Raw genomic sequence first — 23701 nt, 5'->3', positions numbered from 1 at the left:
CTACGGCGGCCCCGGCCCGGTCCCGCACACGGACGCGACGAGGCCCGGTCCCCCGGCACACCGGGGGACCGGGCCTCGTCACAGCGGCGGACGTACCGCGGAGCCCGTGCCTCAGTGGGCGTGGCCGTGACCGTGGCCGGCGGCCTCCGGCTCCTCCTCGGCCGGCTTCTCGACGACCAGGGTCTCGGTCGTCAGCAGCAGCGACGCGATGGAGGCGGCGTTCTCCAGGGCGGAGCGGGTGACCTTGACCGGGTCGATGACGCCGGCCTTGACCAGGTCGACGTACTCGCCGGTCGCGGCGTTGAAGCCGTGGCCCTTCTCCAGCTCGGCGACCTTGGAGGTGATGACGTAGCCCTCCAGGCCGGCGTTCTCGGCGATCCAGCGCATCGGCTCGACCAGGGCGCGGCGGACGACCGCGACACCGGTGGCCTCGTCGCCGTCCTTGCCCAGGCTGTCTTCCAGCACCTTGGAGGCGTGGACCAGCGCGGAGCCTCCGCCGGAGACGATGCCCTCCTCGACCGCGGCGCGGGTCGCGGAGATGGCGTCCTCCAGACGGTGCTTCTTCTCCTTGAGCTCGACCTCGGTGGCCGCGCCCACACGGATCACGCACACGCCGCCGGCCAGCTTCGCGAGACGCTCCTGGAGCTTCTCGCGGTCCCAGTCGGAGTCGGTGGTCTCGATCTCGGCCTTGATCTGCGCGACGCGGCCCTGCACGTCCTCGCCCTTGCCGCCGCCGTCGACGATGGTGGTGTCGTCCTTGGTGACGGTCACGCGGCGGGCGGTGCCCAGCACGTCCAGACCGGCCTGGTCGAGCTTGAGGCCGACCTCCTCGGCGATGACGGTGGCGCCGGTCAGCGTCGCCATGTCGCCGAGCATCGCCTTGCGGCGGTCGCCGAAGCCCGGGGCCTTGACGGCCACCGCGTTGAAGGTGCCGCGGATCTTGTTGACCACCAGCGTGGAGAGGGCCTCGCCCTCGACGTCCTCGGCGATGATCAGCAGCGGCTTGGAGCTGTTGGTCTGGATGATCTTCTCCAGCAGGGGCAGCAGGTCCTGGATGGAGGAGATCTTGCCCTGGTGGATCAGGATGTAGGGGTCGTCGAGGACGGCCTCCATACGCTCCTGGTCGGTGACCATGTAGGGCGACAGGTAGCCCTTGTCGAAGGCCATGCCCTCGGTGAAGTCCAGCTCCAGACCGAAGGTGTTGGACTCCTCGACGGTGATGACGCCGTCCTTGCCGACCTTGTCCATCGCCTCGGCGATCAGCTCGCCGACCTGCTTGTCCTGGGCGGACAGCGCGGCCACGGCGGCGATGTCGGACTTGGAGTCGATCGGGCGGGCGGTGGCGTGCAGGTCGTCGGAGACGGCCTTGACCGCGGCGTCGATCCCCTTCTTCAGGGCGGCCGGGGAGGCGCCGGCGGCGACGTTGCGCAGGCCCTCGCGGACCAGTGCCTGGGCCAGCACGGTGGCGGTGGTGGTGCCGTCACCCGCGATGTCGTTGGTCTTGGTCGCCACCTCCTTCACGAGCTGGGCGCCCAGGTTCTCGTACGGGTCGTCGACCTCGACCTCGCGGGCGATGGTGACACCGTCGTTGGTGATGGTCGGGGCACCGAACTTCTTGTCGATGACGACGTTGCGGCCCTTGGGGCCGATCGTCACCTTCACGGTGTCGGCGAGCTTGTTGACACCGCGCTCGAGGGCGCGACGGGCGTCCTCGTCGAACTTCAGGATCTTCGCCATGGTTGCTTGGGTCCTCTCGGAGTCCTCGTCAAAGGAACCGCGCCCCGGCCCCGGACGTCTCGGACGCGGGTACCAGGGCGCGGATCACAGGCAGTCTTCGCGGTGCTTACTTCTCGATGATCGCGAGAACGTCGCGCGCCGAGAGGACGAGGTACTCCTCGTTGTTGTACTTCACCTCGGTGCCGCCGTACTTGCTGTACAGCACGATGTCGCCGACCTTCACGTCGAGCGGCAGGCGGTTGCCGTCCTCGAAACGGCCCGGACCGACGGCGAGGACGGTGCCCTCCTGGGGCTTCTCCTTCGCGGTGTCCGGGATGACCAGGCCGGAAGCCGTGGTCTGCTCGGCGTCGAGCGGCTGGACCACGATGCGGTCCTCGAGCGGCTTGATGGCAACCTTGGAGCTGGTGGCGGTCGTCACGATCCGACCTCCCCCTTCGGAGATCTCGGCGGGGTTTGGATGTCTGGGGTGGCGACCTGGTAGATCCGTCGTCGCGGGTGCCGGATCTGCCCGTCGCTTGAGCTGGCACTCTCCATGGGGGAGTGCCAATGCTGAGACTATGACGGCGTTAGCACTCAGTCAACCGGAGTGCCAGCGCACGGCGCGTTGCGCGCCGGTGCGCCGGTACGCTGACCCCGTACCGCGTCACAGGTGCCCGCCCGTCAAGGAGTACCGCCGATGACAGCAGAGCCCCTGCCCGACTGGTTCTATCCGCCGCCCGGCGGCTGGACCGCCGACGACCTGGACCGGCTCCCACCGGACGCCCCGCGCTTCGAGCTGATCGACGGAGCCCTCGTGATGAGGTCCCCGCAGACCTCGTTCCACGGCCAGGTGACGCGGCGACTGTCCAACGCCATAGAACTCGCGGCCCCCCACGGCCTGTGGGTCGAGTTCGAGATGACGATCCGGCTGGGGAAGCGCCAACGCCCGGAGCCCGACATCCTCGTCGTCAGCGGTCCGCCACATGACGAACGCACCGCGTACCTCCCCGAGGAGGTCGTCCTCGTCGTCGAGATCGTCTCCGAGGAGTCGGCCGTGCGGGACCGCGAGACCAAACCGCTGAAGTACGCCCGGGCCGGTATCCGCCACTTCTGGCGAGTGGAGAAGGAAGACCGCAAGCCAGTCGTGCACGTCTACGAGCTCGACGACACCACCGGCGCATACGTCCCCACCGGGATTCACCGCGACAAGCTCGTCCTCCCGGTGCCCTTCCCCATGGACATCGACCTGACCACGTTGTACCGCGCGCCGCGGTGACGGGCCGATGAGCACCAACCCGGCCGTCGGCGACCCCGTCTCCGTCTTCCACCGTCTGCTGACCGACGAGGGACAGGCCCTGCTGGCGAAGCTGCGGTCCTACGACCCCGGGCGGGAGCTGGCCGTCGCCACCCGGCTGCGCCGCGACCACCCGGCCGGGCTGGTCTCGGCGGCCCTCGCCCAGGCCCGGCTGCGGCAGCGGGCGGCGGCGAAGTTCGGGGCCGACGACGCGGCGCGGATGTACTTCACCCCCGACGGCGTGGAGCAGGCCACCCGCGCGAGCGTGGCCGCGTACCGCGCCGGCCGTTTCGCCGCCCTGGGGGTGCGGCGGCTGGCCGACCTGTGCTGCGGCAACGGCGGCGACGCCATCGCGCTGGCCCGCGCCGGGATCGAGGTCCTGGCCGTCGACCGCTCCCCGCTGGCCTGCGCCGTCGCCCGGGCCAACGCCGGGGCGCTGGGCCTGTCCGACCTGATCGAGGTGCGCTGCGCGGACGTGACGGAGGTGGACGCGTCCGGCTTCGACGCCGTCTTCGCCGATCCGGCCCGCCGCGGCGGACGCGGCCGGATCTTCGACCCCGAGGCGTACTCGCCGCCGCTGTCCTGGGCGGTGGAGGCCGCCCGGCGCGCCCCGCTCGCCGCGCTGAAGGTGGCCCCCGGCATCCCGCACGAGGCGGTGCCGGAGGGCGCGGCGGCGGAGTGGATCTCCGACGGAGGGGACGTGAAGGAGGCCGTGCTGTGGTTCGGCGCCGCCTCGCGCGGGGCGCCCCGGGTGCGCGCCACCCTGCTGCCCGGCCCCCGCACCCTGGACTCCGCCGGCCTGCCGGATCCGCCCTCCGGCCCCGTCGGCCGCTATCTGTACGAGCCGGACGGCGCGGTGATCCGCGCGCATCTGGTCGCGGAGGTGGCCGAGCTGGTCGGCGGACGCCTGATCGACCCGACGATCGCCTACGTCACCTCCGAGGAGCACCGCCCGACGCCGTACGCGACCGCGTACGAGATCACCGACACCCTCCCCTTCAACGTCAAGCGGCTGAAGGCGCTGCTGCGCGAGCGCGGCGTCGGGACGCTGACGGTCAAGAAGCGCGGCTCGGCGGTCGAACCGGAGGAGCTGCGCCGGAAGGTGAAGCCGTCCGGCCCGCACTCGGCCACCGTCTTCCTCACCCGCGCCGCGGGCGCCCCGACGATGCTTCTTGGCCACCCGCTCCGCTGAAGAGGACACCCGTACGGGTGATGGTCACACGTTCCGGTCCGAGCACCGCACGGGTCGGCGAACAATCGCTCGCGGGGCACCCGGTGCGGCGTAGCCTGACATCAGCGACACGGGGAGGACAGCCATCGCCGCCGATCCCATCACCGAGCCGATGAACGAGCCGATGAACGAGCCGCATGACCCCATCGATCTGTTGGCCGCGCTCGAAGGGGCATCCGATGTGCCGCTGCGGGCCGAGTACATCGAAGGAATCCCCGTCTTGACGCCACCGGTCGACCACAGGCACAACGCGGGTGCCTTCCGGATCGCCGTCCAGCTCTCCTCTGCTGGAGCGCACTTCGCGGGCATTGGCAACGGCTACTGCGCCGATACACGAGGTGGAGCCGTAAGAACCCTCGTGATCCCGGACTTCTATGTCATGCGCCGTGAACCCACCGAACTCGACGAGGCGTACCGCAGGGCTCACCGGGGCTGGTACTCCATCGAACTGCTCGCGCTGGCCGGGGAGATCACCTCCACCAACCACGAGACCGACACCGGGCCGAAGTACCGCGGCTACGCCGCGGCCGGCGTGCCCGTCTACGTGCTCGTCCACCGGCAGGAGAAGAAGGCGTACGCCTTCTCCGACCCGGTGCGGGAGGAGGACCCGGCCAAGGCCCACTACGCGACACGGGTCGAGGTGGACCTCGGCCGGCTCCTCCCCCTGCCCGACCCCTACCCGCCGCTGGACACCGCTCCGCTGCTGGAGAGCCGGGACTGAGGCCGCGCGGCCGGTCACGGCACGTCGGCGTCCGCGCTCTCGAAGCGCCAGCGGTGGACCGGGCGGTGGAGCAACTCCTGTGGCGGGGAGGGCAGTTCGGGGAGTTCGGCCTCGTAGGGGGCGTCCCACCAGGTGATGACCAGGACGCGGTCGGCCGGGGCGGTGAAGGTCTCGCGGCGCGGGGGCGCGGGGTCGAGCGCCTGGGCGCGGGCCCACTCCAGCAGCTCGGCGCCGCGGCCGTCCGCCGCGCGGGCCTCCCACATCAGGGCGACGGTCATGAGTAGAGGTTCTCCGCGCTCGTCTCGTGTACGTGGTCGTGGGTGTGGCCGTGCCCGTGCGCGCCGCTGTGCGAGGCGCCGGGAACGTGCGGTTCGGTGACCGGCAGGGAGGAGTCGGCCGACAGGTCCCAGTCGGAGGGGGCCCGGTCGCGGGCGACCATCTCGGCACCCAGGGCCGCGACCATCGCGCCGTTGTCGGTGCACAGCTTCGGGCGCGGCACCCGCAGGGTGATCCCGGCCGCCTCGCAGCGCGCCCGGGCCATCGCGCGCAGCCGCGAGTTGGCCGCGACGCCGCCGCCGATCATCAGGTGGTCCACCCCCTCGTCCCGGCAGGCGCGCACCGCCTTGCGGGTCAGCACGTCGGTGACCGCCTCCTGGAAGGACGCGGCGACGTCGGCGACCGGCACCTCCTCGCCCGCGCTCCGCTTCGCCTCGATCCAGCGGGCGACGGCGGTCTTCAGGCCGGAGAAGGAGAAGTCGTAGGGCGCGTCGCGCGGGCCGGTCAGTCCGCGCGGGAAGGCGATGGCGTCCGGGTCGCCCTCGCGGGCGTAGCGGTCGATGACGGGTCCGCCGGGGAAGCCGAGGTTCAGCACCCGGGCGACCTTGTCGAACGCCTCGCCCGCCGCGTCGTCGATGGTGGCGCCCAGCGGGCGCACGTCGGAGGTGATGTCGGAGGACAGCAGCAGCGAGGAGTGGCCGCCGGAGACCAGCAGCGCCATGGTCGGCTCGGGCAGCGCGCCGTGTTCGAGCTGGTCGACGCAGATGTGCGAGGCGAGGTGGTTGACGCCGTACAGCGGCTTGCCCAGCGCGTACGCGTACGCCTTGGCCGCCGAGACGCCCACCAGCAGCGCGCCGGCCAGGCCGGGGCCGGCGGTGACGGCGATCCCGTCGAGGTCGCTCGCGGCGACGCCGGCGTCCTTCAGGGCGCGCTGGATGATGGGGACCATCGCCTCCAGGTGGGCGCGGCTGGCGACCTCGGGCACCACGCCGCCGTACCGGGCGTGCTCGTCCACGCTGGAGGCCACCGCGTCGGCGAGCAGCGTGTGCCCGCGCACGATGCCCACGCCGGTCTCGTCGCAGGAGGTCTCGATGCCGAGGACCAGGGGTTCGTCAGCCATGGGTCGTCGTTCCTTGGTGTTCCGTTGCGGTGTCGGGTGCGGGGTCCGGCTCGGTGTCCGGCGCGGGACCGGCCGGGCGGCGCATCACGAGGGCGTCCACGTTCCCGGGCTGGTAGTAGCCGCGGCGCAGGCCGATGGTCTCGAAGCCGAAGCGCTCGTACAGGCGCCGGGCGCGGTCGTTGTCCACCCGGACCTCCAGCAGCACCTCGTGGCACTCGAAGTCGGTGGCGGCGGTGAGCAGCGCGGTGAGCAGCCGGGCGCCCAGCCCGGTGCCCCAGTGGCCGCGGGCGGCGGCGATGGTCTGGACGTCCCCGGTGCCGCCAGCGGCGGCGAGTCCGCCGTAGCCGACGACGCGGCCGGTGCCGTCCTCGGCGACGAGGTAGCGGCGGGTGGCGTGCGGGCCGCGCGCGCGGGCGAGTTCGGACCAGAACAGGGCTGGTGACCAGGCGTCGTACGGGAACAGCTCCCGTTCCAGCTCCAGCACCGGTTCGATGTCCCACCAGCGCATCTCGCGCAGGGCGGGCTGTCCGGGGGCCTGCCCGGCGGGCTGCTCGGGAGGCGCGGTCACCGGGGCGTGACCACCTTGTAGTTGGCGGGCACCCTCGCGTCCGGGCGCCGCAGGTACAGCGGCAGCGGCGGCAGGAAGGCCCCGGCCTCACCGCCGTCGCCTTCGCCGGCGCCGGCCGCGAGGCGCTCGGCGGCCAGCGCCGCCAGCGCGGCCGCCGAGACGTGCTCGGGCAGGTCCTCGCGTACGCCGGTGAAGGTGTCCGCGTACAGCCGGGCCCCCATGCCCACCGCGGGAACGCCGGCGACCAGCTCGGCGATGTCGGCCGGGCGGTCCACGGCCGGATCCCCGAGGCGGGTGCGCGCGTCGGCGTAGCGCGCCCAGTACACCTCCTTGCGGCGGGCGTCGGTGGCGACGACGAAGGGGCCCTCCAGTGCGGCCTCCCCGGCGGCGTGGGCGATGCCGTCCAGCGTGCACAGGCCGTGGACGGGGATGCCGCGGGCGGCTCCGAGGGTCGTCGCCGTCATCAGGCCGACCCGCAGACCGGTGTACGGGCCGGGGCCGACGCCGACGACGATGCCGGTGACGTCGCCGAGCGCGGCGCCGGCCTCGGCCAGGACGCGGTCGACGGCCGGGAGCAGCAGTTCGCCGTGGCGGCGGGCGTCCACCTCGTCGGCGGCTGCGAGGGTCCTCGTCCCGTCGTGCAGGGCGACGGTGACGGCGGGGGTTGCGGTATCCAGAGCGAGCAGGAGCACGCTCTCAGCCTACGGCGCGCCGCGGACCGCCGGTGCCCGCCCGCGGCACGGCGACCGCTACCGACTGCTACCGTCAAACCTACGATCACACCGGTCTTCCGGAGGGCTCCGACGGGGCTCCGGCAGGCCGGCGGGGGAAGCTGCGAGTACCGGAGGCGGGCGAGACGGTGGCACGGAACAGCGCGGGTACGTTCGTGGCCGGGCTGACCGCGGCGGCGCTCGCCGTCGTCGGCTTCCTGGCCTACCAGGCCTCCGCCGCCCAGGACCGGCACGGACCCGCCGGTGAGCGCGGGGCCGCCGCGTCGGCCTCCCCCTCCCCCGACGCCGCGCGGAAGGACGCCCGGGCCCGCGAGGACCGCGAGAAGTCCGGGGAGCGCGAGGAGGCCTCGCCGCCGGCCGACTCCGGCGCGGGCGAACGTGTCGTGTACTCCCTGCGGGGCGACCGGGTCTGGCTGGTGGGCGCGAATGAGCAGGTCACCCGGACCTACCGCGTCGTCCCCGGCGCGGTGGACCCGCTGCCGGGCGAGTACACCGTGAGCGAGAGCGGCCGCACCGAGCGCGTCACCGGGTCCGACGGGGTGCCCGTCGCCCATGTGGTGCTGTTCACGCAGGTGGACGGGGTTGTGGTGGGCTTCAGCGCCGCCGTGGACGGCTCGCTGCCCGAGGGCGCGCCGAAGGAGGGCACGGGCGGCATCCGCTCCAGGGCCGCGGACGGCGAGGCGATGTGGCGGTTCGCCACGGCGGGCACGAAGGTCGTCGTCGTCCCCTGAGCCGTGGGCCCTGCCCGGCCCGTGTTTGCCCTCCCTCCGTTCGAACAAACGGTGGACAGGCAGGCAAACGGCTGGAAGCGGGGCGGGAGATGGCTCTCGGAACGGACAGGACGCCCGGTGGTGACGGGGTCGGACAGCGGCCCGCGGACGCCGGGGACCGGGCGGCCCATGCCGCCCGGCAGGCGGACGAGTCGGCCCGGGTGGCGCGGGAGGAGCGCCGGGAGACCGAGAAGGAGCGGGCCGACCGGCGGTGGACGGAACTCCTGCAGGAGGTCAGGGTCGCCCAGATGGGCATCCAGATCCTGCTCGGCTTCCTGCTGAGCGTCGCCTTCACCGAGCGGTTCACCGACCTGGAAACCATGGACCGCAACATCTACGTCGTCACCGTCGTCCTCGGCTCGGCCGCGACCGGCACCCTGATCGCCCCGGTGGCCCTGCACCGTTTCGTCACCGGGCACCGGATGAAGCCGCAGACGGTGGAGTGGGCCGCCCGCCTGACCATCACCGGACTGGTCCTGCTGCTGTGCACGGTCACCTGCGCCCTGCTGCTGATCCTGCGCGTGGTGCTGCACAACGGCCTGGCCTGGTGGATCGTCGGCGCGCTGTTCATATGGTTCGTGGGCGCCTGGTTCCTGCTGCCGGCCTGGGCGCGCCGCGTCGGGCCGAGGCAGATGCGGCAGGAGGGGCGGGAGCAGCGCTCCTAGGCTCTCCCGCCCTCGTACGGGCCCTCAGGCCGCCTCGGCCCGGGGGCCCTCGCCGTCCGGGCGCTCTCCGGCGGCGGTGCGGCGCTCGGGGGCCGGTGGTGTGGAGACCGCGTCGGCCGCGGCGCACGAGGCCAGCAGGTCGCGCATCGGCACCGCTGCGGCACCCGGCAGGCGCCCGGGCGCGCCGGCGGGCACGTCCTGCGCGGTCGCTTCGGGCTCTCGCCTCTCTGCCTCCATGGGTCCTCCCGTGGCTCATGGGGCGGGAGTGGTAAGGCGTACCTAACCACTCCTTCCGGACTCCATGTGAACATGCCGGAGGGACCGTGCGCAACATCTTGCCGACACGGTGTCGGAACCCGGGCTCCGTGCCCCGGGCCCGTCCTGGTGAGCGGGCGCGTACCGGGTGGGGCGCGGCCCGTGCGGGCCCCCGCCCCTACGCGCTCCCCCCGGGCTCCGCGAGGACGGACAGGTCCTGCCCGGACCAGCGTCCGCCGACGCCGGTCACCGTCACCGTCCGCACGTCGTCCCCGGAGCCGCCGGGCGCCTCCGCCTCCGCTCCGGCCGGATCCGCTCCCACGGACCGCCCGATGACCACGTGCAGCCGGTCCTCCGAGAGTTCCTCGACCTTCCCCTCGCCCCACTCCACGACCACCACCGACTCCGGCAGCGAGACGTCGAGGTCCAGGTCCTCCATCTCCTCCAGACCGCCGCCGAGCCGGTAGGCGTCCACGTGCACCAGGGCGGGCCCTTCGCCGAGCGGGGGGTGGACCCGGGCGATGACGAAGGTGGGCGAGGTGACCGCGCCGCGCACGTCCAGCCCCTCGCCCAGTCCGCGGGTGAGGGTGGTCTTGCCCGCGCCCAGCTCGCCGGTGAGCAGGACGAGGTCGCCGGGCCGCAGCAGCCGGGCCAGCCTCCGGCCCAGCTCCCGCATCCGGCCGGGGGTCGCGACACGGATCCTCACGGTCCGTTCGAAGTCCCCGGGTCCTCGGGGTCCGTCAGGAATCGGGGGGCTCTGCCGGCTCTCCGGGGCGGCCCCGGGGGCGGTCCCCGCGGCCCGGTGGTGCGGTGTGTCCATGGGTGTGGATGGTACGCGTCAGCAGCTCCGCCAGGCGGTCGCCGACCACCTCGGGGTGCTCCAGCATCACCAGGTGTCCAGCGCCCTCCACGACCACCAGATCCGCGTGCGGCAGCGCCCCGGCCATCGCCTCGCTGTGCTCGCGCGGGGTGAGCAGGTCGCGGTCGCCGGTGAGGATCAGCGCGGGCCGGTCCTCCCCGAAGGCGGCCAGCGCGGCGGTCTTGTCGTGCTCGGCGAAGGCGGGGTAGAAGTCGGCGACCACGTCGACCGGCACCGACTCGATCAGCCGCTCCGCGAAGCGCGCCACCCCCGGGTCCACGTCGCGGCCGCCGAACGAGTACCGCTTGACCAGCCCCGTGAAGAGGTCGGCGGTCGCCCGCCGCCCGCGCTCCACCAGATCGGCCCGCGCGGCCAGCGTCCTGAGCACTCCCGGCGCCATCCGCCGCAGCGCCCGGGCCCCGGCGGCGGGCAGCCCGAAGGTCACCTCCGTGAGGTTGCCCGCCGAGGTGCCCAGCAGGGCCACCGCGGCGACGCGCTCGGCGACGTACCCGGGATGGTGGTGGGCCAGCGCCATCACCGTCATCCCGCCCATCGAGTGGCCGACGAGGACGACCGGCCCGGTGGGGACGGCGGCGTCGAGCACCGCCTTCAGATCGCGTCCGAGCCGGTCGATGGTGACCGTCTCGCCGGCCCGCCCGCGCCCGGAGCGGCCGTGGCCGCGCTGGTCCCAGTAGACGGCGCGCAGGGCGGGGGTGGGGGGCGCGGTGGGCGTGACGCCGCGCAGGGCGGCGCGCTGGAAGTGCCAGACGTCCTGGGCGAGGCAGTAGCCGTGGCTGAAGACGACCGTGGGCGCGCCCTCGGGTATCGCGCCCTCCGGTTCGTCGGTCTCGTAGTACAGCTCCGTGCCGTCGTCGGCCACGGCCCGGCCCGGGGTGCCGCGCAGCGAACCGTACGGGCCGGCCGCGTCCAGGGCCAGGCGCGCCCGGTGGCGCACCGCCCGGTGCACGGTCAGCCGCTCGACGGCCACTCCCGCCGCCACGCCGGCCGCGGCCAGTCCCAGCACCGCGCCGGCCACCCCCGCGCGGCGCGCCCACCCCCTGCCGCCTGCGTCCCTCATGCCCGCGTCACGCCTCCGCGTTCAGATGGACGCGCGGCACCCGGGCGCCGATCCGGGTGACGATCTCGTACCCGATGGTGCCCACCGCGCGCGCCCAGTCCTCGGCCGTCGGCTCGCCCGCGTCGCCCGGTCCGAACAGGACGGCCTCGTCGCCCTCCGCGGCCGCGTCGCCGCCCAGGTCCACCACGAACTGGTCCATGGCCACCCGTCCGGCGACCGTCCGCCACTTGCCCGCCACCAGCACCGGGCCGGTGCCGGAGGCGTGCCGGGGGACGCCGTCGGCGTAGCCGGCCGGGACCAGGGCCAGGGTGGTCTCGCCGGGGGTGGTGTAGTGGTGGCCGTAGCTCACCCCGTGCCCGGCGGGCACCCGCTTGACCAGGGCCAGGCGGGCGCGCAGGGTCATCACCGGCCGCAGCCCGAAGTCCGCCGGTACGCCGACCTCGGGCGAGGGCGAGAGCCCGTAGACCGACACGCCGGTGCGCACCAGGTCGAAGTGCGCCTCGGGGAAGGTGAGGGTGGCGGGTGAGTTGGCGATGTGCCGCACCTCCGGGTCGAGACCGGCACGGGCCGCTGTGTCCAGGGCCTCGCGGAAGACCGCGAGCTGGGCTGCGATGGAGGGGTGGCCGGGCTCGTCGGCGCAGGCGAAGTGCGACCACACCCCGGCGACCTTCACCGCGCCCTCGGCCTCGGCGGCGCGGGCGGCGGCGGTCAGCGCCTCCCAGCCGGCCGGGCTGCAGCCGTTGCGGCCCAGCCCGGTGTCGATCTTCAGATGGACGCGGGCGGTACGGCCGCGGGCGCGGGCGGCCTCCACGATCTCCCGCAGCGCCCACGGGTCGCTCGCCGACACGTCGACGTCCGCCTCGATCGCCTCGCGCCAGGGCCCGCCGGGCGTCCACAGCCAGCACAGCAGCCGGCCCCGGTCCCCGGCGGCGCGCAGTGCCAGCGCCTCCTGGGGGGTGGCCGTACCCAGCCAGTCGGCGCCCGCCTGCCGCGCGGCGCGGGCGCAGGGGACCATGCCGTGGCCGTACGCGTCTGCCTTGACCACGGCCATCAGCCCGGCCCCGGTCCCGGCCGCGCGCTCGCGCAGGGCTCGGACGTTGGCGCGCAGCGCGGCCAGGTCGATCTCGGCGCAGACCCGGTGCGTGTCCGGGCGGGGCCGCACCGCCGCGCCGGTGGCGGAGGGCTCACTCACGACGTCCATCGCCCCCAGTGTCTCAGGTCCGCCTCCGGCCGCCTCCCGGCCCGCCCGGTGTGCGCGTCTCGGTGCGCGCGTCTCGGTGCGCGCGATCCGTTCACCGCCGCAGGGCGCCGGGCGCCCGCCTCCCGGCGCTCGCGGGAACACGGCCGGTGGAGCGAGGCGGGCGGACGTCCCGGGGGCGCCCGCACGACGGCCCGGCCGGAAGGACGGCCCCGGCCCGTGTCCCCGCCGCGGGACCTGCGGCGCGCCCCGGCACGCGCCCGCCCCGGCTCATCCGGCGTCCGCGGCCTCCACCACGTCCCGCCAGGCCGGGCGCAGCGCCTCGGCCACGTCGAGCGCACTGGTCAGCGGCGCCGCACGGCGGCCCGCCAGGCCGTGGACGTATGCGCCCGCCACCGCCGCGTCCACGGGCGCCAGGCCGCAGGCGAGCAGCGAGCCGGCCAGCCCGGAGAGCACATCGCCGCTTCCGGCCGTGGCCAGCCAGCCGGTGCCGGTGGGGTTGACCCACAGCGGGCCGTCCCCGCCGGGCGGGGCGACCACCGTGGTCGAGCCCTTGAGCAGCACCGCCGCCCCGTACCGCCGCGCCAGCTCCCGCGCCGAGGCCAGCCGCGCCGACTCCACCTCCCCGCGCTCGGCGCCCAGCAGCGCCGCCGCCTCGCCGGCGTGCGGGGTGAGCAGGACGGGGGCCGTACGCTCGCGCGGCGCCCCGGCGTCCATCAGCCGCAGCCCGTCGGCGTCCACCAGCACCGGTACGTCCGAGGCCAGCACGTCCCGGACGGTTCCGCGCGCCTCGTCCCCGTCGCCGAGCCCCGGCCCGACGACCCACGCCTGCACCCGGCCCGCCCGCGAGGGCGGGCCGGAGGAGACCAGCGTCTCGGGGAAGCGGGCGATCACCTCCTCGGCCGCGGGGCCGGCGTAGCGCACGGCGCCCGCGCCGCCGCGCAGCGCCCCGGCCACCGCCAGCACCGCCGCGCCCGGGTAGCGGGCGGAGCCGGCAGCGATCCCGACCACGCCGCGCCGGTACTTGTCGCTCTCGGCCGACGGGCGGGGCAGCAGGGCGGCCACGTCCGCGTGCTGTGCGGCGCGCGCCACCGGCTCGGCCGCCTCCAGGTACGGGCCCAGGCCGATGTCGACCAGCCGCAGCGCCCCGGCGTGCTCGCGCGCGGGGTCGACCAGCAGGCCGGGCTTGTACGCCCCGAAGGTCACCGTCGCGGCCGCCCGCACCGCCACGCCGCGCACCTCGCCGGTGTCGGCGTCCACTCCGCTGGGCAGGTCCACGGCGAGGACGGGCACCCCGGCCTCCGCGACGGCGTCGGCGATCTCCACCGCGCCCGGCCGCAGGCCGCCCCGGCCCCCGATGCCGACGATGCCGTCCACCACCAGGTCGGCCCGCCGCACGAGCGCGGGCACGTCGGCGGGCGCGCCCTCCAGCACGGTGTGGGCGGCGGGGGCCGCGACGGCCCGGCCGCCGGCCGCCCGCAGCGCGGCGAGCCCGCTCTCGTGGACCTTCTCCGGGCTGAGCAGCACGGCGGTCACCCCGGCGCCGCGCCGGGCCAGGTACGCCCCGGCGAAGAGCGCGTCCCCACCGTTGTCGCCGCTGCCCACCAGCAGGACGACCCGGGTGCCGTAGACGCGCCCCAGCATCCCGGCGCAGGCGGCGGCCAGCCCGGCGGCGGCGCGGCGCATCAGCGCCCCGGCGGGCAGGCGCGCCATCAGCTCCCGCTCGGCGGCCCGTACGGTCTGCACGCTGTAGGCATCTCTCATGCCCTCAGTGTGACCGCAGGCCGCCGGGCCCATCCGTGTCCGGCCGCACCGGCGGGGCGCCCCGCCGGTCAGCTCTCGGCGATCACGACGGCCGTCGCCACCCCCGCGTCGTGGCTGAGGGAGACGTGCCAGTGGCGCACGCCCAGCTCGGCGGCGCGGGCGGCGACGGTGCCGGTCACCCTCAGCAGCGGCCGCCCGTGCTCGGAGGCGTGCACCTCCGCGTCCGTCCACACCAGCCCGCCGGGCGCGCCCAGCGCCTTGGCCAGCGCCTCCTTGGCGGCGAACCGCGCCGCCAGGGAGGCCACCGAGCGCCGCTCCCCGCCGGGCAGGGTCTGCTCCGCGGGGGTGAACAGCCGCCCGGCCAGGGCGGGGGTGCGGGCCAGCGCGCCGGCGAAGCGGTCGATCGAGGTGACGTCGATCCCCACCCCGACGATCATCCGCGTCCCCCCGCCCGCCGGAAGCGCCCGGTGCGCCCGGTGCGCCTGCGGGACCGCGTCACTCCACCGTCACCGACTTGGCCAGGTTGCGGGGCTGGTCCACCTCGTTGCCGCGGGCCGTGGCCAGCTCGCAGGCGAAGACCTGCAGCGGCACGGTGGCCACCAGCGGCTGGAGCAGGGTGGGCGTGGCGGGGATGCGCACCAGGTGGTCGGCGTACGGCACGACCGTCTCGTCGCCCTCCTCGGCGATGACGATGGTCCGCGCGCCCCGGGCCCGGATCTCCTGGATGTTGGAGACGATCTTGTCGTGCAGCACGGACCGGCCGCGCGGCGACGGTACGACCACCACCACCGGCAGGTCCTCCTCGATCAGCGCGATCGGGCCGTGCTTGAGCTCGCCGGCCGCGAAGCCCTCGGCGTGCATGTACGCCAGCTCCTTGAGCTTGAGCGCGCCCTCCAGTGCGACGGGGAAGCCCACGTGGCGGCCGAGGAAGAGCACGGTGTTCTTGTCCGCCAGGGAGCGGGCCAGCTCCCGCACCGGCTCCATGGTGGCCAGGACCTTCTCGACCTCCGTGGAGATCTGCGACAGCTCCCGGATCACCGAGCCGATCTCGTCGCCCCACTTGGTGCCGCGCACCTGGCCCAGGTAGAGGGCCACCAGATAGCAGGCCACCAGCTGGGTCAGGAACGCCTTGGTGGAGGCGACCGCGACCTCGGGCCCGGCGTGGGTGTAGAGCACCGCGTCGGACTCGCGCGGGATGGTGGAGCCGTTGGTGTTGCAGATGGCCAGCACCTTGGCGCCCTGCTCGCGGGCGTGGCGCAGCGCCATCAGGGTGTCCATGGTCTCGCCGGACTGGCTGATGGCGACGACGAGCGTGCGCTGGTCCATGATCGGGTCCCGGTAGCGGAACTCGCTGGCCAGCTCGGTCTCGCAGGGGATGCGCGTCCAGTGCTCGATGGCGTACTTGGCGATCATCCCGGCGTGGTAGGCCGTGCCGCACGCCACGATGACGACCTTGTCCACCTCGCGCAGCACGTGGTCGGGGATGCGCACCTCGTCCAGGGCCAGCCGGCCGGCCTCGTCGATGCGGCCCAGGAGGGTGTCGGCGACCGCCTTGGGCTGCTCGGCGATCTCCTTGAGCATGAAGTAGTCGTAGCCGCCCTTCTCGGCGGCCGAGGCGTCCCAGTCCACGTGGTAGGCGCGGGTCTCGGTGGGGGCGCCGTCGAAGTCGGTGACCGTCACCCGGTCCCGCCTCAGCTCCACGACCTGGTCCTGGCCCAGCTCGATGGCCTCGCGGGTGTGGGCGATGAAGGCCGCGACGTCGGAGGCGAGGAAGTTCTCGCCCTCTCCGACGCCGACCACCAGCGGCGAGTTGCGCCGGGCGCCGACGACGGTGTCGGGCTCGTCGGCGTGGACGGCCACGAGGGTGAAGGCGCCCTCCAGCCGGCGGCACACCTGCCGCATGGCCTCGGCCAGGTCGCCGCAGGAGGAGAAGTTCTCGGCGAGCAGGTGGGCCACGACCTCGGTGTCGGTCTCGGAGGTCAGCTCGTGGCCGCGCTCGGCCAGCTCGGCGCGGAGCGCGGCGAAGTTCTCGATGATGCCGTTGTGGACGACCGCGACCCGCCCGGAGTTGTCCAGGTGCGGGTGCGCGTTGGCGTCGGTCGGCCCGCCGTGGGTGGCCCACCGGGTGTGGCCGATGCCGGTGGCGCCGGCCGGCAGCGGGCGCTCATCCAGCAGCTTGCCGAGGTTGCCCAGTTTCCCGGCCTTCTTCGCGGCGGCCAGCCCGCCGTCGGCGAGGACGGCAACGCCCGCCGAGTCATAACCGCGGTACTCCAACCGCTTCAGTCCCGCGATGACGACGTCGAGGGCGGACTGCCCTCCCACATAACCAACGATTCCGCACATGCGATGCAGCCTAAGGGCAGTCGGGGGCGAGGGCTGTCAGCGCCCTCGGCCTATTCGTCCGACCGCCCGCCTGACGATCTCCAGGTACTCGGCCTCCTCGCACCGCGGTCTGCCGCCCGGCCGGTAGCTCTCCAGCGCGTCGTCGGGGTGCTCGCCCAGGTCCTCCTCGGGCAGTTCGTCCAGGAGTTCCTCCCACGCACGGGCGTGGCGGGCCTCGGCGGATTTCCGTGCGGCGAGGCGGCGGCGTGCCGCGCGGGAGCGCTGGAACGGAAGCGGCATACGGATCCCCTCCGGGCGGTGGTACGCGAACCCCGCCGGAAGCGGGCAGGGGTCCGCACGGCGGATTCACACACATGGAGCAAGTGCGCGAATACGGTCAACGTATCCGCGCGGGACCGCCGCGTACACCCCTTCGCGCGCACATCTGTGCTACTGATCACACGGGAACGGCCGTGAGGCCGGCCGCGCGCGGCCCGACAATGGGCCCGTGTCCACCCCCGCCACCGTCCCCGGGCCCCCCGCCGCGTCCGGTGTCCTGCCGCAGCACCGCCGCGGCCGGCCATCCGACGCGAGCCCCTTCGTCGACCTCGGAAGGGCCGAGTGGAGCGCCCTGCGGGAGAAGACCCCGCTGCCCCTGACGGCCGCGGAGGTGGAGGAGCTGCGCGGACTCGGCGACGTCATCGACCTCGACGAGGTGCGGGACGTCTACCTGCCGCTGTCCCGGCTGCTCAACCTCTACGTCGGCGCCACCCACGGGCTGCGCGGCGCGCTCAACACCTTCCTCGGCGACGCGGGTGGCGGGCACGGCGCCCAGCGCGGCACCCCGTTCGTCATCGGGGTCGCGGGCAGCGTCGCGGTCGGCAAGTCCACGGTGGCCCGGCTGCTGCGGGCGCTGCTGGCCCGCTGGCCCGAGCACCCGCGGGTGGAACTGGTGACCACCGACGGCTTCCTGTTCCCCAACGCGGAGCTGCACCGGCGCGGGCTGATGTCGCGCAAGGGCTTCCCCGAGTCCTACGACCGCCGCGCCCTGACCCGGTTCGTCGCGGACGTCAAGTCGGGCCGGGAGGAGGTCACCGCCCCCGTCTACTCCCACCTGATCTACGACATCGTCCCCGGCGAGGTGCTGACGGTGCGCCGCCCCGACATCCTGATCGTCGAGGGCCTCAACGTCCTCCAGCCGGCCCTGCCGGGCAAGGACGGCCGCACCCGGCTGGCCGTCGCCGACTACTTCGACTTCTCCGTCTACGTGGACGCGCGCACCGAGGACATCGAGCGGTGGTACCTGGACCGCTTCCGCAAGCTGCGCGAGACCGCCTTCCAGAACCCGTTCTCCTACTTCCGCAGGTACACGCAGGTGTCACAGGAGGAGGCGCTGGACTACGCGCGCGGGATCTGGCGGACGATCAACCGGCCGAACCTCCAGGAGAACATCGCCCCGACCCGGGGCCGCGCCGGCCTGATCCTGCGCAAGGGGCCGGACCACAAGGTCCAGCGCCTGTCGCTGCGCAAGCTCTGACCCGGCGCCGGACGAACGGGCGCGGGGGCGGCCGGTGGCCGCCCCCGCCTCCTGCCGTCGTGACCGGACCGCGCGCTCCGGCGCGGTCCGCGCCGGAGGTCAGCCCAGCGCGGCCTTGACCTCGTCCGCCAGCCGCTGCGCCACCGCGCGGGCCTGCTCCAGGTCCGCGGCCTCGACCATCACCCGCACCAGCGGCTCGGTGCCGGAGGAGCGCAGCAGCACCCGGCCGGTCTCGCCCAGCTCCTTCTCGGCCTGGTTCACGGCGGTGGCCAGCCGGGCCGATGAACCGACCCGGGTCTTGTCCACGTCCCGCACGTTGACCAGCACCTGCGGCAGGCGCCGCATGACGCCCGCCAGCTCGGCCAGGGGCCGGCCGGTGGCGGCCACCCGCGCGGCCAGCATCAGACCGGTCAGGGTGCCGTCGCCGGTGGTGGCGTGGTCCAGGGCGATCACGTGCCCGGACTGCTCACCGCCCAGCGAGTAGCCGCCGCGCTTCATCTCCTCCAGCACGTAGCGGTCGCCGACCGCCGTCTGGAGCAGCTCGACGCCCTCGCGCTCCATGGCGAGCTTGAAGCCGAGGTTGGACATCACCGTGGCCACCACGGTGTTCCCCCGCAGCGTCCCTGCCTCCTTCATGCCCAGGGCCAGCACGCTGAGGATCTGGTCGCCGTCGATCTCCTCGCCGGCCGCGTCCACGGCCAGGCAGCGGTCGGCGTCGCCGTCGTGGGCCACGCCCAGGTCGGCGCCGTGCTCGACGACGGCCGCGCGCAGCCCGTCGAGGTGGGTGGAGCCGCAGCCGTCGTTGATGTTGAGCCCGTCGGGCTCGGTGGCGATGGTGACCACCTCGGCGCCCGCCCGCGCGAACGCCTCCGGGGAGACCCGCGCCGCCGCGCCGTGCGCCCCGTCGATGACGACCTTGAGCCCGTCGAGCCGGTTGGGCAGGACGCCGACGAGGTGGGCGACGTACTTGTCGAAGCCCTCGTCGTACTCCTTCACCCGGCCCACCCCGGCGCCCGTCGGGCGGTCCCAGGGCTCGCCGGAGGCGTGCTCGCGGTAGGTCCGCTCGATGCGGTCCTCCAGCTCGTCGGCGAGCTTGTGGCCGCCGCGGGCGAAGAACTTGATGCCGTTGTCGGGCATGGGGTTGTGGCTGGCGGACAGCATCACGCCCAGGTCGGCGCCGAGCGCGCCGGTCAGGTACGCCACGGCCGGGGTCGGCAGCACGCCCACCCGCAGCACGTCCACGCCCGCGCTGGCCAGCCCGGCCACCACGGCGGCCTCCAGGAACTCCCCGGACGCGCGCGGATCACGTCCGACCACCGCCACCGGGCGATGGCCCTTGAACGTACCCGCCTCGGCGAGCACGTGCGCCGCCGCGACCGACAGACCGAGCGCCATTTCGGCGGTCAGGTCGGCGTTGGCGACTCCGCGCACACCGTCCGTACCGAAGAGTCGTCCCACCGTGGTTCCTCCGAGTTCCGAGCTGAGCTCCGGGGCCGACAAGGCCCGGTCGATCCAGATATACGCCCCTTGGCGGCGGATGCGGCACGGCCGTGACCGCGGCATGCCGACGGTCGCCCCACCGGACGCGCCGGTCCGGAGGCGGGCGGTGGCCCGAAGACGAACGCCCCGACGCACCGTGACGGTGCTGTCGGGGCGCTCATCAGCGGATCCCAGGGATTCCAGCAGACAGCCAGGCGCTGATCAACGCTTGCTGTACTGGGTGCCCTTGCGGGCCTTCTTCAGACCGGCCTTCTTCCGCTCGACCGCGCGGGCGTCGCGGGTCAGGAAGCCGGCCTTCTTCAGCGGGCCGCGGTTGTTCTCCACGTCCGCCTCGTTCAGGGCGCGGGCCACGCCCAGGCGCAGCGCGCCGGCCTGGCCGGAGACGCCGCCGCCGCTGATGCGGGCGATGACGTCGTAGCGGTTGTCCAGCTCCAGAACCTTGAACGGCTCGTTGACTTCCTGCTGGTGCACCTTGTTCGGGAAGTAGGCCTCGAGGGTGCGGCCGTTGATCTTCCACTGGCCGCTGCCCGGCACGATGCGCACGCGGGCGATGGCGTTCTTGCGGCGTCCGGTGCCGGCGCCCGGCTGGGGCTCACCGAAACGGGACGCGAGGGACTCGGTGGTGTACTCCTCGACACCCTCGGGGGTCTCGGTGGTGTACTGCTCGACCTCTTCGACCTCTTCGATCGGGGTCTCGGCGGTGGTCTCGGCCACGGTTCTCCTTATGCTCTCTTCAGTCTTGGTTGTGGCCGGACTACTGCGCGACCTGGGTGATCTCGAACGGGACCGGCTGCTGGGCGCCGTGCGGGTGGTTCTCGCCCGCGTAGACCTTCAGCTTCGAGAGCATCTGGCGGCCCAGGGAGTTCTTCGGGAGCATGCCCTTGACGGCCTTCTCCACGGCCTTCTCCGGGTTGTTCTTCAGCAGGTCGTCGTAGCGGACGGACCGCAGACCGCCGGGGTAGCCGGAGTGGCGGTAGGCCAGCTTCTGGGTCCGCTTGTTGCCGGAGAGGTGCACCTTGTCGGCGTTGATGATGATGACGAAGTCACCAGCGTCAACGTGCGGCGCGTACACCGGCTTGTGCTTGCCCCTCAGAAGGGTGGCGGCCTGGGTGGCCAGACGGCCCAGGACGACGTCGGTGGCGTCGATGACGTGCCACTGGCGCTGGACGTCGCCGGGCTTGGGGCTGTACGTACGCACGGTCGTAGCCTTCGCTTCTTCAGTGAGTGTTTCCTGACAAGGTCACCGGAGATCACGACAGCCCTGACCGCACTCCGGTGACGCAAGCCGGTGCGGGTCGCTGGTCATCGTCCAGGTGGACCAGGCGTAGCGGCCTCTCACGTGAGAACGAGCAAGCCAATACGCACAACGAACCAGCAGGATACCGGCCGTCCTCCGCACGGGTCAAAACGCCCCTCGCCGAGCGCCCCCGCGCCCTCCCGCGAACCCCTCAGCGCGCCCGCGCCACCCGCCCTTCCTCCCAGACCGGCTCCGGCGCCTCGCGCACCCGCCCGTCCGCGCCGAAGACCAGGAAGCGGTCGAAGGAGCGGGCGAACCAGCGGTCGTGCGTCACCGCCAGCACCGTCCCCTCGTACGCCTCCAGCCCCTGCTGGAGCGCCTCGGCGCTCTCCAGGTCCAGGTTGTCGGTCGGCTCGTCCAGCAGCAGCGCCGTCGATCCGGCCAGCTCCAGCAGCAGGATCTGGAAGCGGGCCTGCTGGCCGCCCGAGAGCCTGCCGAAGGGCTGCTCGGCCTGGCGGTCCAGCTCGTAGCGGCGCAGCGCGGACATCGCCGCGCCCCGGTCCTTCGCGTGCTCGGTCCACAGGACGTCGAGCAGGGTGCGCCCCTCCAGCTCGGGGTGGGCGTGGGTCTGGGCGAAGTGGCCGGGCACCACCCGGGCGCCCAGCTTCCACTCGCCGGTGTGGGCGACGTCACCGCCGGCCAGCAGCCGCAGGAAGTGCGACTTGCCCGACCCGTTGGAGCCCAGCACCGCGACCCGCTCGCCGTAGAGGACCTCCAGGTCGAACGGCTTCATCAGCCCGGTCAGCTCCAGCCCGGCGCAGGTGACCGCCCGCACCCCGGTGCGCCCGCCGCGCAGCCTCATCCGGATGTCCTGCTCGCGCGGCGGCTCCTGCGGCGGGCCCGCCTCCTCGAACTTCCGCAGCCGGGTGCGGGCCGCCTGGAGACGGGAGGCGAGCCCGTCGTTGTAGGCGGCCTTCTGCTTGAGGGTGTTCACCAGTTTCCTCAGCTGCGCGTGCTGCTCGTCCCAGCGCCGACGCAGCTCCTCGAAGCGGGCGAAGCGCTCCTTGCGGGCCTGGTGGTAGGTGGCGAAGCCGCCGCCGTGCACCCACACGTCCGATCCGGCCGGGCCCGGCTCCACGCTGACGATCCGCTGCGCCGCCCGCGCCAGCAGCTCGCGGTCGTGGGAGACGAACAGGACCGTCTTGCGGGTCTCGGCCAGCCGCTCCTCCAGCCAGCGCTTGCCGGGGACGTCGAGGTAGTTGTCCGGCTCGTCCAGCAGCAGCACCTCGTCCGGGCCGCGCAGCAGCGCCTCCAGCACCAGCCGCTTCTGCTCTCCGCCCGACAGGGTCCGCACCTGCCGCCACTGCGCCTTGTCGTAGGGGACGCCGAGGGCGGCGGTGGTGCACACGTCCCAGGCGGTCTCGGCCTCGTAGCCGCCTGCCTCCGCCCAGTCCGCCAGCGCCTGCGCATAACTCATCTGGGCGGCCTCGTCGTCGACCTCCATGATCCTCAGCTCGGCGGCGTCCACCGCCTCCGCCGCCTGGCGCACCCGCGGCCGGGCCACCGAGACCAGCAGGTCGCGCACCGTGCGTTCGTCCCGGACCGAGCCCACGAACTGCGGCATCACCCCGAGCCCGCCGCCGACGGTCACCGTGCCGCCGTGCGGCTTCAGCTCTCCGGCGATCAGCCGCAGCAGCGTCGTCTTCCCGGCCCCGTTGGCGCCCACCAGGGCCACCACCGAGCCCTCCCCCACCCGGAACGAGACATCACCTAGCAGCACCCTCCCGTCTGGCAGGTAGTACTCCAGGTGCGCGGCCTCGACGTGTCCCATCCCCCGACTCTGAACGCGCCGGCGGCCCCGCGGCAAGCGAATAAGATGCGGGGCATGAGCTTTGGGCAGGGGGGGCCGGGCTGGGGCCCGGGAGGACCGTCCGGACAGCCGGGGCCGCCGGGACAGCCAGGACCGCCGGGACCGTTCGGGCAGCCCGGGCGGTCCGGGCCGCCGGAGCCGTCCACGCCGGACTGGGCTGCGCTCGCCGAGCGCAGCGAGCGCGCCCGCGCCCGGCGCCGCCGCTGGCTGATGATCGGCGGCGGGGCGGTGGCCACCGCCGTCGTCGCCGCGATCGTCGCGATCGCCGTCGTCAACGAGAACGGATCGGGCTCCGGCCCCGCCGCCGCCTCCTCGGACTCCCCGGCTCCGTCGGCCTCCGAGACCCCGCCGCCCGACCCGGAGCAGCCGGAGCCCACCTTCTCCTCCGAGCCGCCTCCCCCGCCGCCGGACCCGCGGGAGTTCCTCTCCAGCGCCGAGAAGGACACCGCCCCGCTCAGCGCCGCCGCGCTCTTCCCCGGCGACTCGATGAAGGCCAACGGCCGCACCTACGACAAGGGCGCCACGGCCTCCACCAGGAGCTGTGCGTCCGGCACCCAGGGCGCGCTCGGCACCGTACTGGCGAACAACGGCTGCCGCGAGCTGATCCGGGTGACGTACGTGCGCGAGGGGGTGGCGGTCACCGTCGGCGTCGCGGTCTTCGACGACGCCGAGGCCGCGGGCAGGGCCAAGGAGCAGTCCCGGCCCAACGTCGCCTCACTGCCCGGATCGGGCGTGCCCACCTTCTGCCGGGGCGGCGTGACCTGCCGCACCTCCGCCAACGCGCTGGGCCGCTACGCGTACTTCACCATCTCCGGCTACACCAGCGGCAAGGACGTCACCACCTCCGAGACCGCCGCCCGCCAGGCCGGCCTGGACGCCGCCGACTTCGCCTTCGCCCGCATCCTCGAACGCGGCCGGGAGCAGGCGGCGGCCTCGGTCACCGGCTGACGCGCCGCCCGGTCCGGAGCCACGATCCGGGGTCCGGGGCC

At 74.0% G+C, this 23701-nt stretch carries 25 protein-coding genes; 7 read left to right on the top strand and 18 right to left on the bottom strand.

Translation table 11 applies throughout. The features are described from left to right. Positions 1 to 111: 111 nt before the first annotated feature. Positions 112 to 1737 carry a chaperonin GroEL gene (gene groL, locus ACW69E_RS09930; protein ID WP_457497778.1) on the bottom strand — a complete coding sequence of 542 codons (1626 nt, stop codon included), beginning with the start codon at positions 1735 to 1737 and terminating at the stop codon, positions 112 to 114. A gap of 106 nt (positions 1738 to 1843) precedes the next feature. Further along, positions 1844 to 2155 carry a co-chaperone GroES gene (groES, locus tag ACW69E_RS09925; protein ID WP_093660681.1) on the bottom strand — a complete coding sequence of 104 codons (312 nt, stop codon included), beginning with the start codon at positions 2153 to 2155 and terminating at the stop codon, positions 1844 to 1846. Between the two features lie 258 nt (positions 2156 to 2413). On the opposite strand from groES, the gene ACW69E_RS09920 reads away from it, so the two are divergent. The 3 genes from ACW69E_RS09920 to ACW69E_RS09910 all read left to right on the top strand — a co-directional run bounded on the left by ACW69E_RS09920 (position 2414) and on the right by ACW69E_RS09910 (position 4962). Next, positions 2414 to 2992: a Uma2 family endonuclease gene (locus ACW69E_RS09920; protein WP_457497777.1), complete on the top strand. Its 579-nt coding sequence runs from the start codon at positions 2414 to 2416 to the stop codon at positions 2990 to 2992. Positions 2993 to 2999: 7 nt separating this feature from the next. After that, a complete protein-coding gene (locus tag ACW69E_RS09915) occupies positions 3000 to 4202 on the top strand; it encodes a class I SAM-dependent methyltransferase (RefSeq protein WP_457497776.1) in 1203 nt (400 codons plus the stop codon). 163 nt (positions 4203 to 4365) lie between these two features. Continuing rightward, complete coding sequence (locus ACW69E_RS09910) at positions 4366 to 4962, top strand: Uma2 family endonuclease (protein WP_457497775.1); 597 nt, start codon at positions 4366 to 4368, stop codon at positions 4960 to 4962. 14 nt (positions 4963 to 4976) lie between these two features. Here the strand turns inward: ACW69E_RS09910 and ACW69E_RS09905 are convergent, their stop codons facing one another. From ACW69E_RS09905 to tsaB, 4 genes are read right to left on the bottom strand one after another with little or no spacing between them, the layout of a single operon-like run. After that, a complete protein-coding gene (locus ACW69E_RS09905; protein WP_206348872.1) occupies positions 4977 to 5240 on the bottom strand; it encodes a hypothetical protein in 264 nt (87 codons plus the stop codon). Next, entirely contained in the window at positions 5237 to 6358 is a 1122-nt protein-coding gene (gene tsaD / locus ACW69E_RS09900; protein WP_457497774.1) for a tRNA (adenosine(37)-N6)-threonylcarbamoyltransferase complex transferase subunit TsaD, read from the bottom strand. The genes ACW69E_RS09905 and tsaD overlap by 4 nt, the downstream gene beginning before the upstream one ends. Next, positions 6351 to 6866: a ribosomal protein S18-alanine N-acetyltransferase gene (gene rimI, locus ACW69E_RS09895; RefSeq protein WP_457497804.1), complete on the bottom strand. Its 516-nt coding sequence runs from the start codon at positions 6864 to 6866 to the stop codon at positions 6351 to 6353. The genes tsaD and rimI overlap by 8 nt, the downstream gene beginning before the upstream one ends. A 56-nt stretch (positions 6867 to 6922) precedes the next feature. Then, positions 6923 to 7618, bottom strand: coding sequence for a tRNA (adenosine(37)-N6)-threonylcarbamoyltransferase complex dimerization subunit type 1 TsaB (gene tsaB / locus ACW69E_RS09890; protein WP_457497773.1), 696 nt, complete (start codon positions 7616 to 7618; stop codon positions 6923 to 6925). 167 nt (positions 7619 to 7785) lie between these two features. On the opposite strand from tsaB, the gene ACW69E_RS09885 reads away from it, so the two are divergent. Beyond that, positions 7786 to 8388, top strand: a complete 603-nt coding sequence (locus tag ACW69E_RS09885) for a hypothetical protein (RefSeq protein ID WP_457497772.1) — start codon at positions 7786 to 7788, stop codon at positions 8386 to 8388. A gap of 89 nt (positions 8389 to 8477) precedes the next feature. Next, entirely contained in the window at positions 8478 to 9092 is a 615-nt protein-coding gene (locus ACW69E_RS09880; protein WP_457497771.1) for a DUF6328 family protein, read from the top strand. 24 nt (positions 9093 to 9116) lie between these two features. Here the strand turns inward: ACW69E_RS09880 and ACW69E_RS09875 are convergent, their stop codons facing one another. From ACW69E_RS09875 to ACW69E_RS09840, 8 genes are all read right to left on the bottom strand, one after another. Continuing rightward, positions 9117 to 9329: a hypothetical protein gene (locus tag ACW69E_RS09875; protein ID WP_457497770.1), complete on the bottom strand. Its 213-nt coding sequence runs from the start codon at positions 9327 to 9329 to the stop codon at positions 9117 to 9119. A gap of 196 nt (positions 9330 to 9525) precedes the next feature. Next, a complete protein-coding gene (gene tsaE, locus ACW69E_RS09870; protein WP_457497769.1) occupies positions 9526 to 10167 on the bottom strand; it encodes a tRNA (adenosine(37)-N6)-threonylcarbamoyltransferase complex ATPase subunit type 1 TsaE in 642 nt (213 codons plus the stop codon). Continuing rightward, positions 10088 to 11284 (bottom strand): alpha/beta fold hydrolase, encoded by a 1197-nt coding sequence (locus ACW69E_RS09865; protein ID WP_457497768.1) that lies wholly within the window; start codon positions 11282 to 11284, stop codon positions 10088 to 10090. Before ACW69E_RS09865 ends, tsaE begins: the two co-directional genes overlap by 80 nt. A 7-nt stretch (positions 11285 to 11291) precedes the next feature. Further along, a complete protein-coding gene (gene alr, locus ACW69E_RS09860; protein WP_457497767.1) occupies positions 11292 to 12485 on the bottom strand; it encodes an alanine racemase in 1194 nt (397 codons plus the stop codon). 267 nt (positions 12486 to 12752) lie between these two features. Beyond that, positions 12753 to 14246, bottom strand: coding sequence for an NAD(P)H-hydrate dehydratase (locus ACW69E_RS09855; RefSeq protein WP_457497766.1), 1494 nt, complete (start codon positions 14244 to 14246; stop codon positions 12753 to 12755). A 68-nt stretch (positions 14247 to 14314) separates the two neighbouring features. Beyond that, positions 14315 to 14683, bottom strand: a complete 369-nt coding sequence (locus tag ACW69E_RS09850; protein WP_457497765.1) for a holo-ACP synthase — start codon at positions 14681 to 14683, stop codon at positions 14315 to 14317. A 58-nt stretch (positions 14684 to 14741) separates the two neighbouring features. After that, entirely contained in the window at positions 14742 to 16589 is a 1848-nt protein-coding gene (gene glmS / locus ACW69E_RS09845) for a glutamine--fructose-6-phosphate transaminase (isomerizing) (protein WP_457497764.1), read from the bottom strand. Positions 16590 to 16625: 36 nt separating this feature from the next. Then, entirely contained in the window at positions 16626 to 16868 is a 243-nt protein-coding gene (locus ACW69E_RS09840) for a hypothetical protein (protein WP_457497763.1), read from the bottom strand. A 256-nt stretch (positions 16869 to 17124) separates the two neighbouring features. Here ACW69E_RS09840 and coaA point away from each other — a divergent pair, with 256 nt between their 5' ends. Further along, entirely contained in the window at positions 17125 to 18105 is a 981-nt protein-coding gene (gene coaA, locus ACW69E_RS09835; RefSeq protein ID WP_457497803.1) for a type I pantothenate kinase, read from the top strand. Positions 18106 to 18204: 99 nt separating this feature from the next. Here coaA and glmM read toward each other — a convergent pair whose 3' ends face one another. From glmM to ACW69E_RS09815, 4 genes are all read right to left on the bottom strand, one after another. Then, positions 18205 to 19563 carry a phosphoglucosamine mutase gene (gene glmM / locus ACW69E_RS09830; RefSeq protein WP_457497762.1) on the bottom strand — a complete coding sequence of 453 codons (1359 nt, stop codon included), beginning with the start codon at positions 19561 to 19563 and terminating at the stop codon, positions 18205 to 18207. Positions 19564 to 19806: 243 nt separating this feature from the next. Continuing rightward, entirely contained in the window at positions 19807 to 20319 is a 513-nt protein-coding gene (rpsI, locus tag ACW69E_RS09825; protein WP_457497761.1) for a 30S ribosomal protein S9, read from the bottom strand. Between the two features lie 40 nt (positions 20320 to 20359). Further along, positions 20360 to 20803 carry a 50S ribosomal protein L13 gene (gene rplM, locus ACW69E_RS09820; protein ID WP_241715836.1) on the bottom strand — a complete coding sequence of 148 codons (444 nt, stop codon included), beginning with the start codon at positions 20801 to 20803 and terminating at the stop codon, positions 20360 to 20362. Between the two features lie 250 nt (positions 20804 to 21053). Next, entirely contained in the window at positions 21054 to 22673 is a 1620-nt protein-coding gene (locus ACW69E_RS09815) for an ABC-F family ATP-binding cassette domain-containing protein (protein WP_457497760.1), read from the bottom strand. Positions 22674 to 22727: 54 nt separating this feature from the next. On the opposite strand from ACW69E_RS09815, the gene ACW69E_RS09810 reads away from it, so the two are divergent. Then, positions 22728 to 23660: a hypothetical protein gene (locus ACW69E_RS09810; RefSeq protein WP_457497759.1), complete on the top strand. Its 933-nt coding sequence runs from the start codon at positions 22728 to 22730 to the stop codon at positions 23658 to 23660. Positions 23661 to 23701 lie beyond the last annotated feature (41 nt).

It is taken from the genome of Streptomyces sp. SS8, from assembly GCF_054072955.1.
The sequence above is the reverse complement of the archived record's forward strand: the minus strand, read 5'-3'. Positions and strand labels throughout refer to the sequence as shown.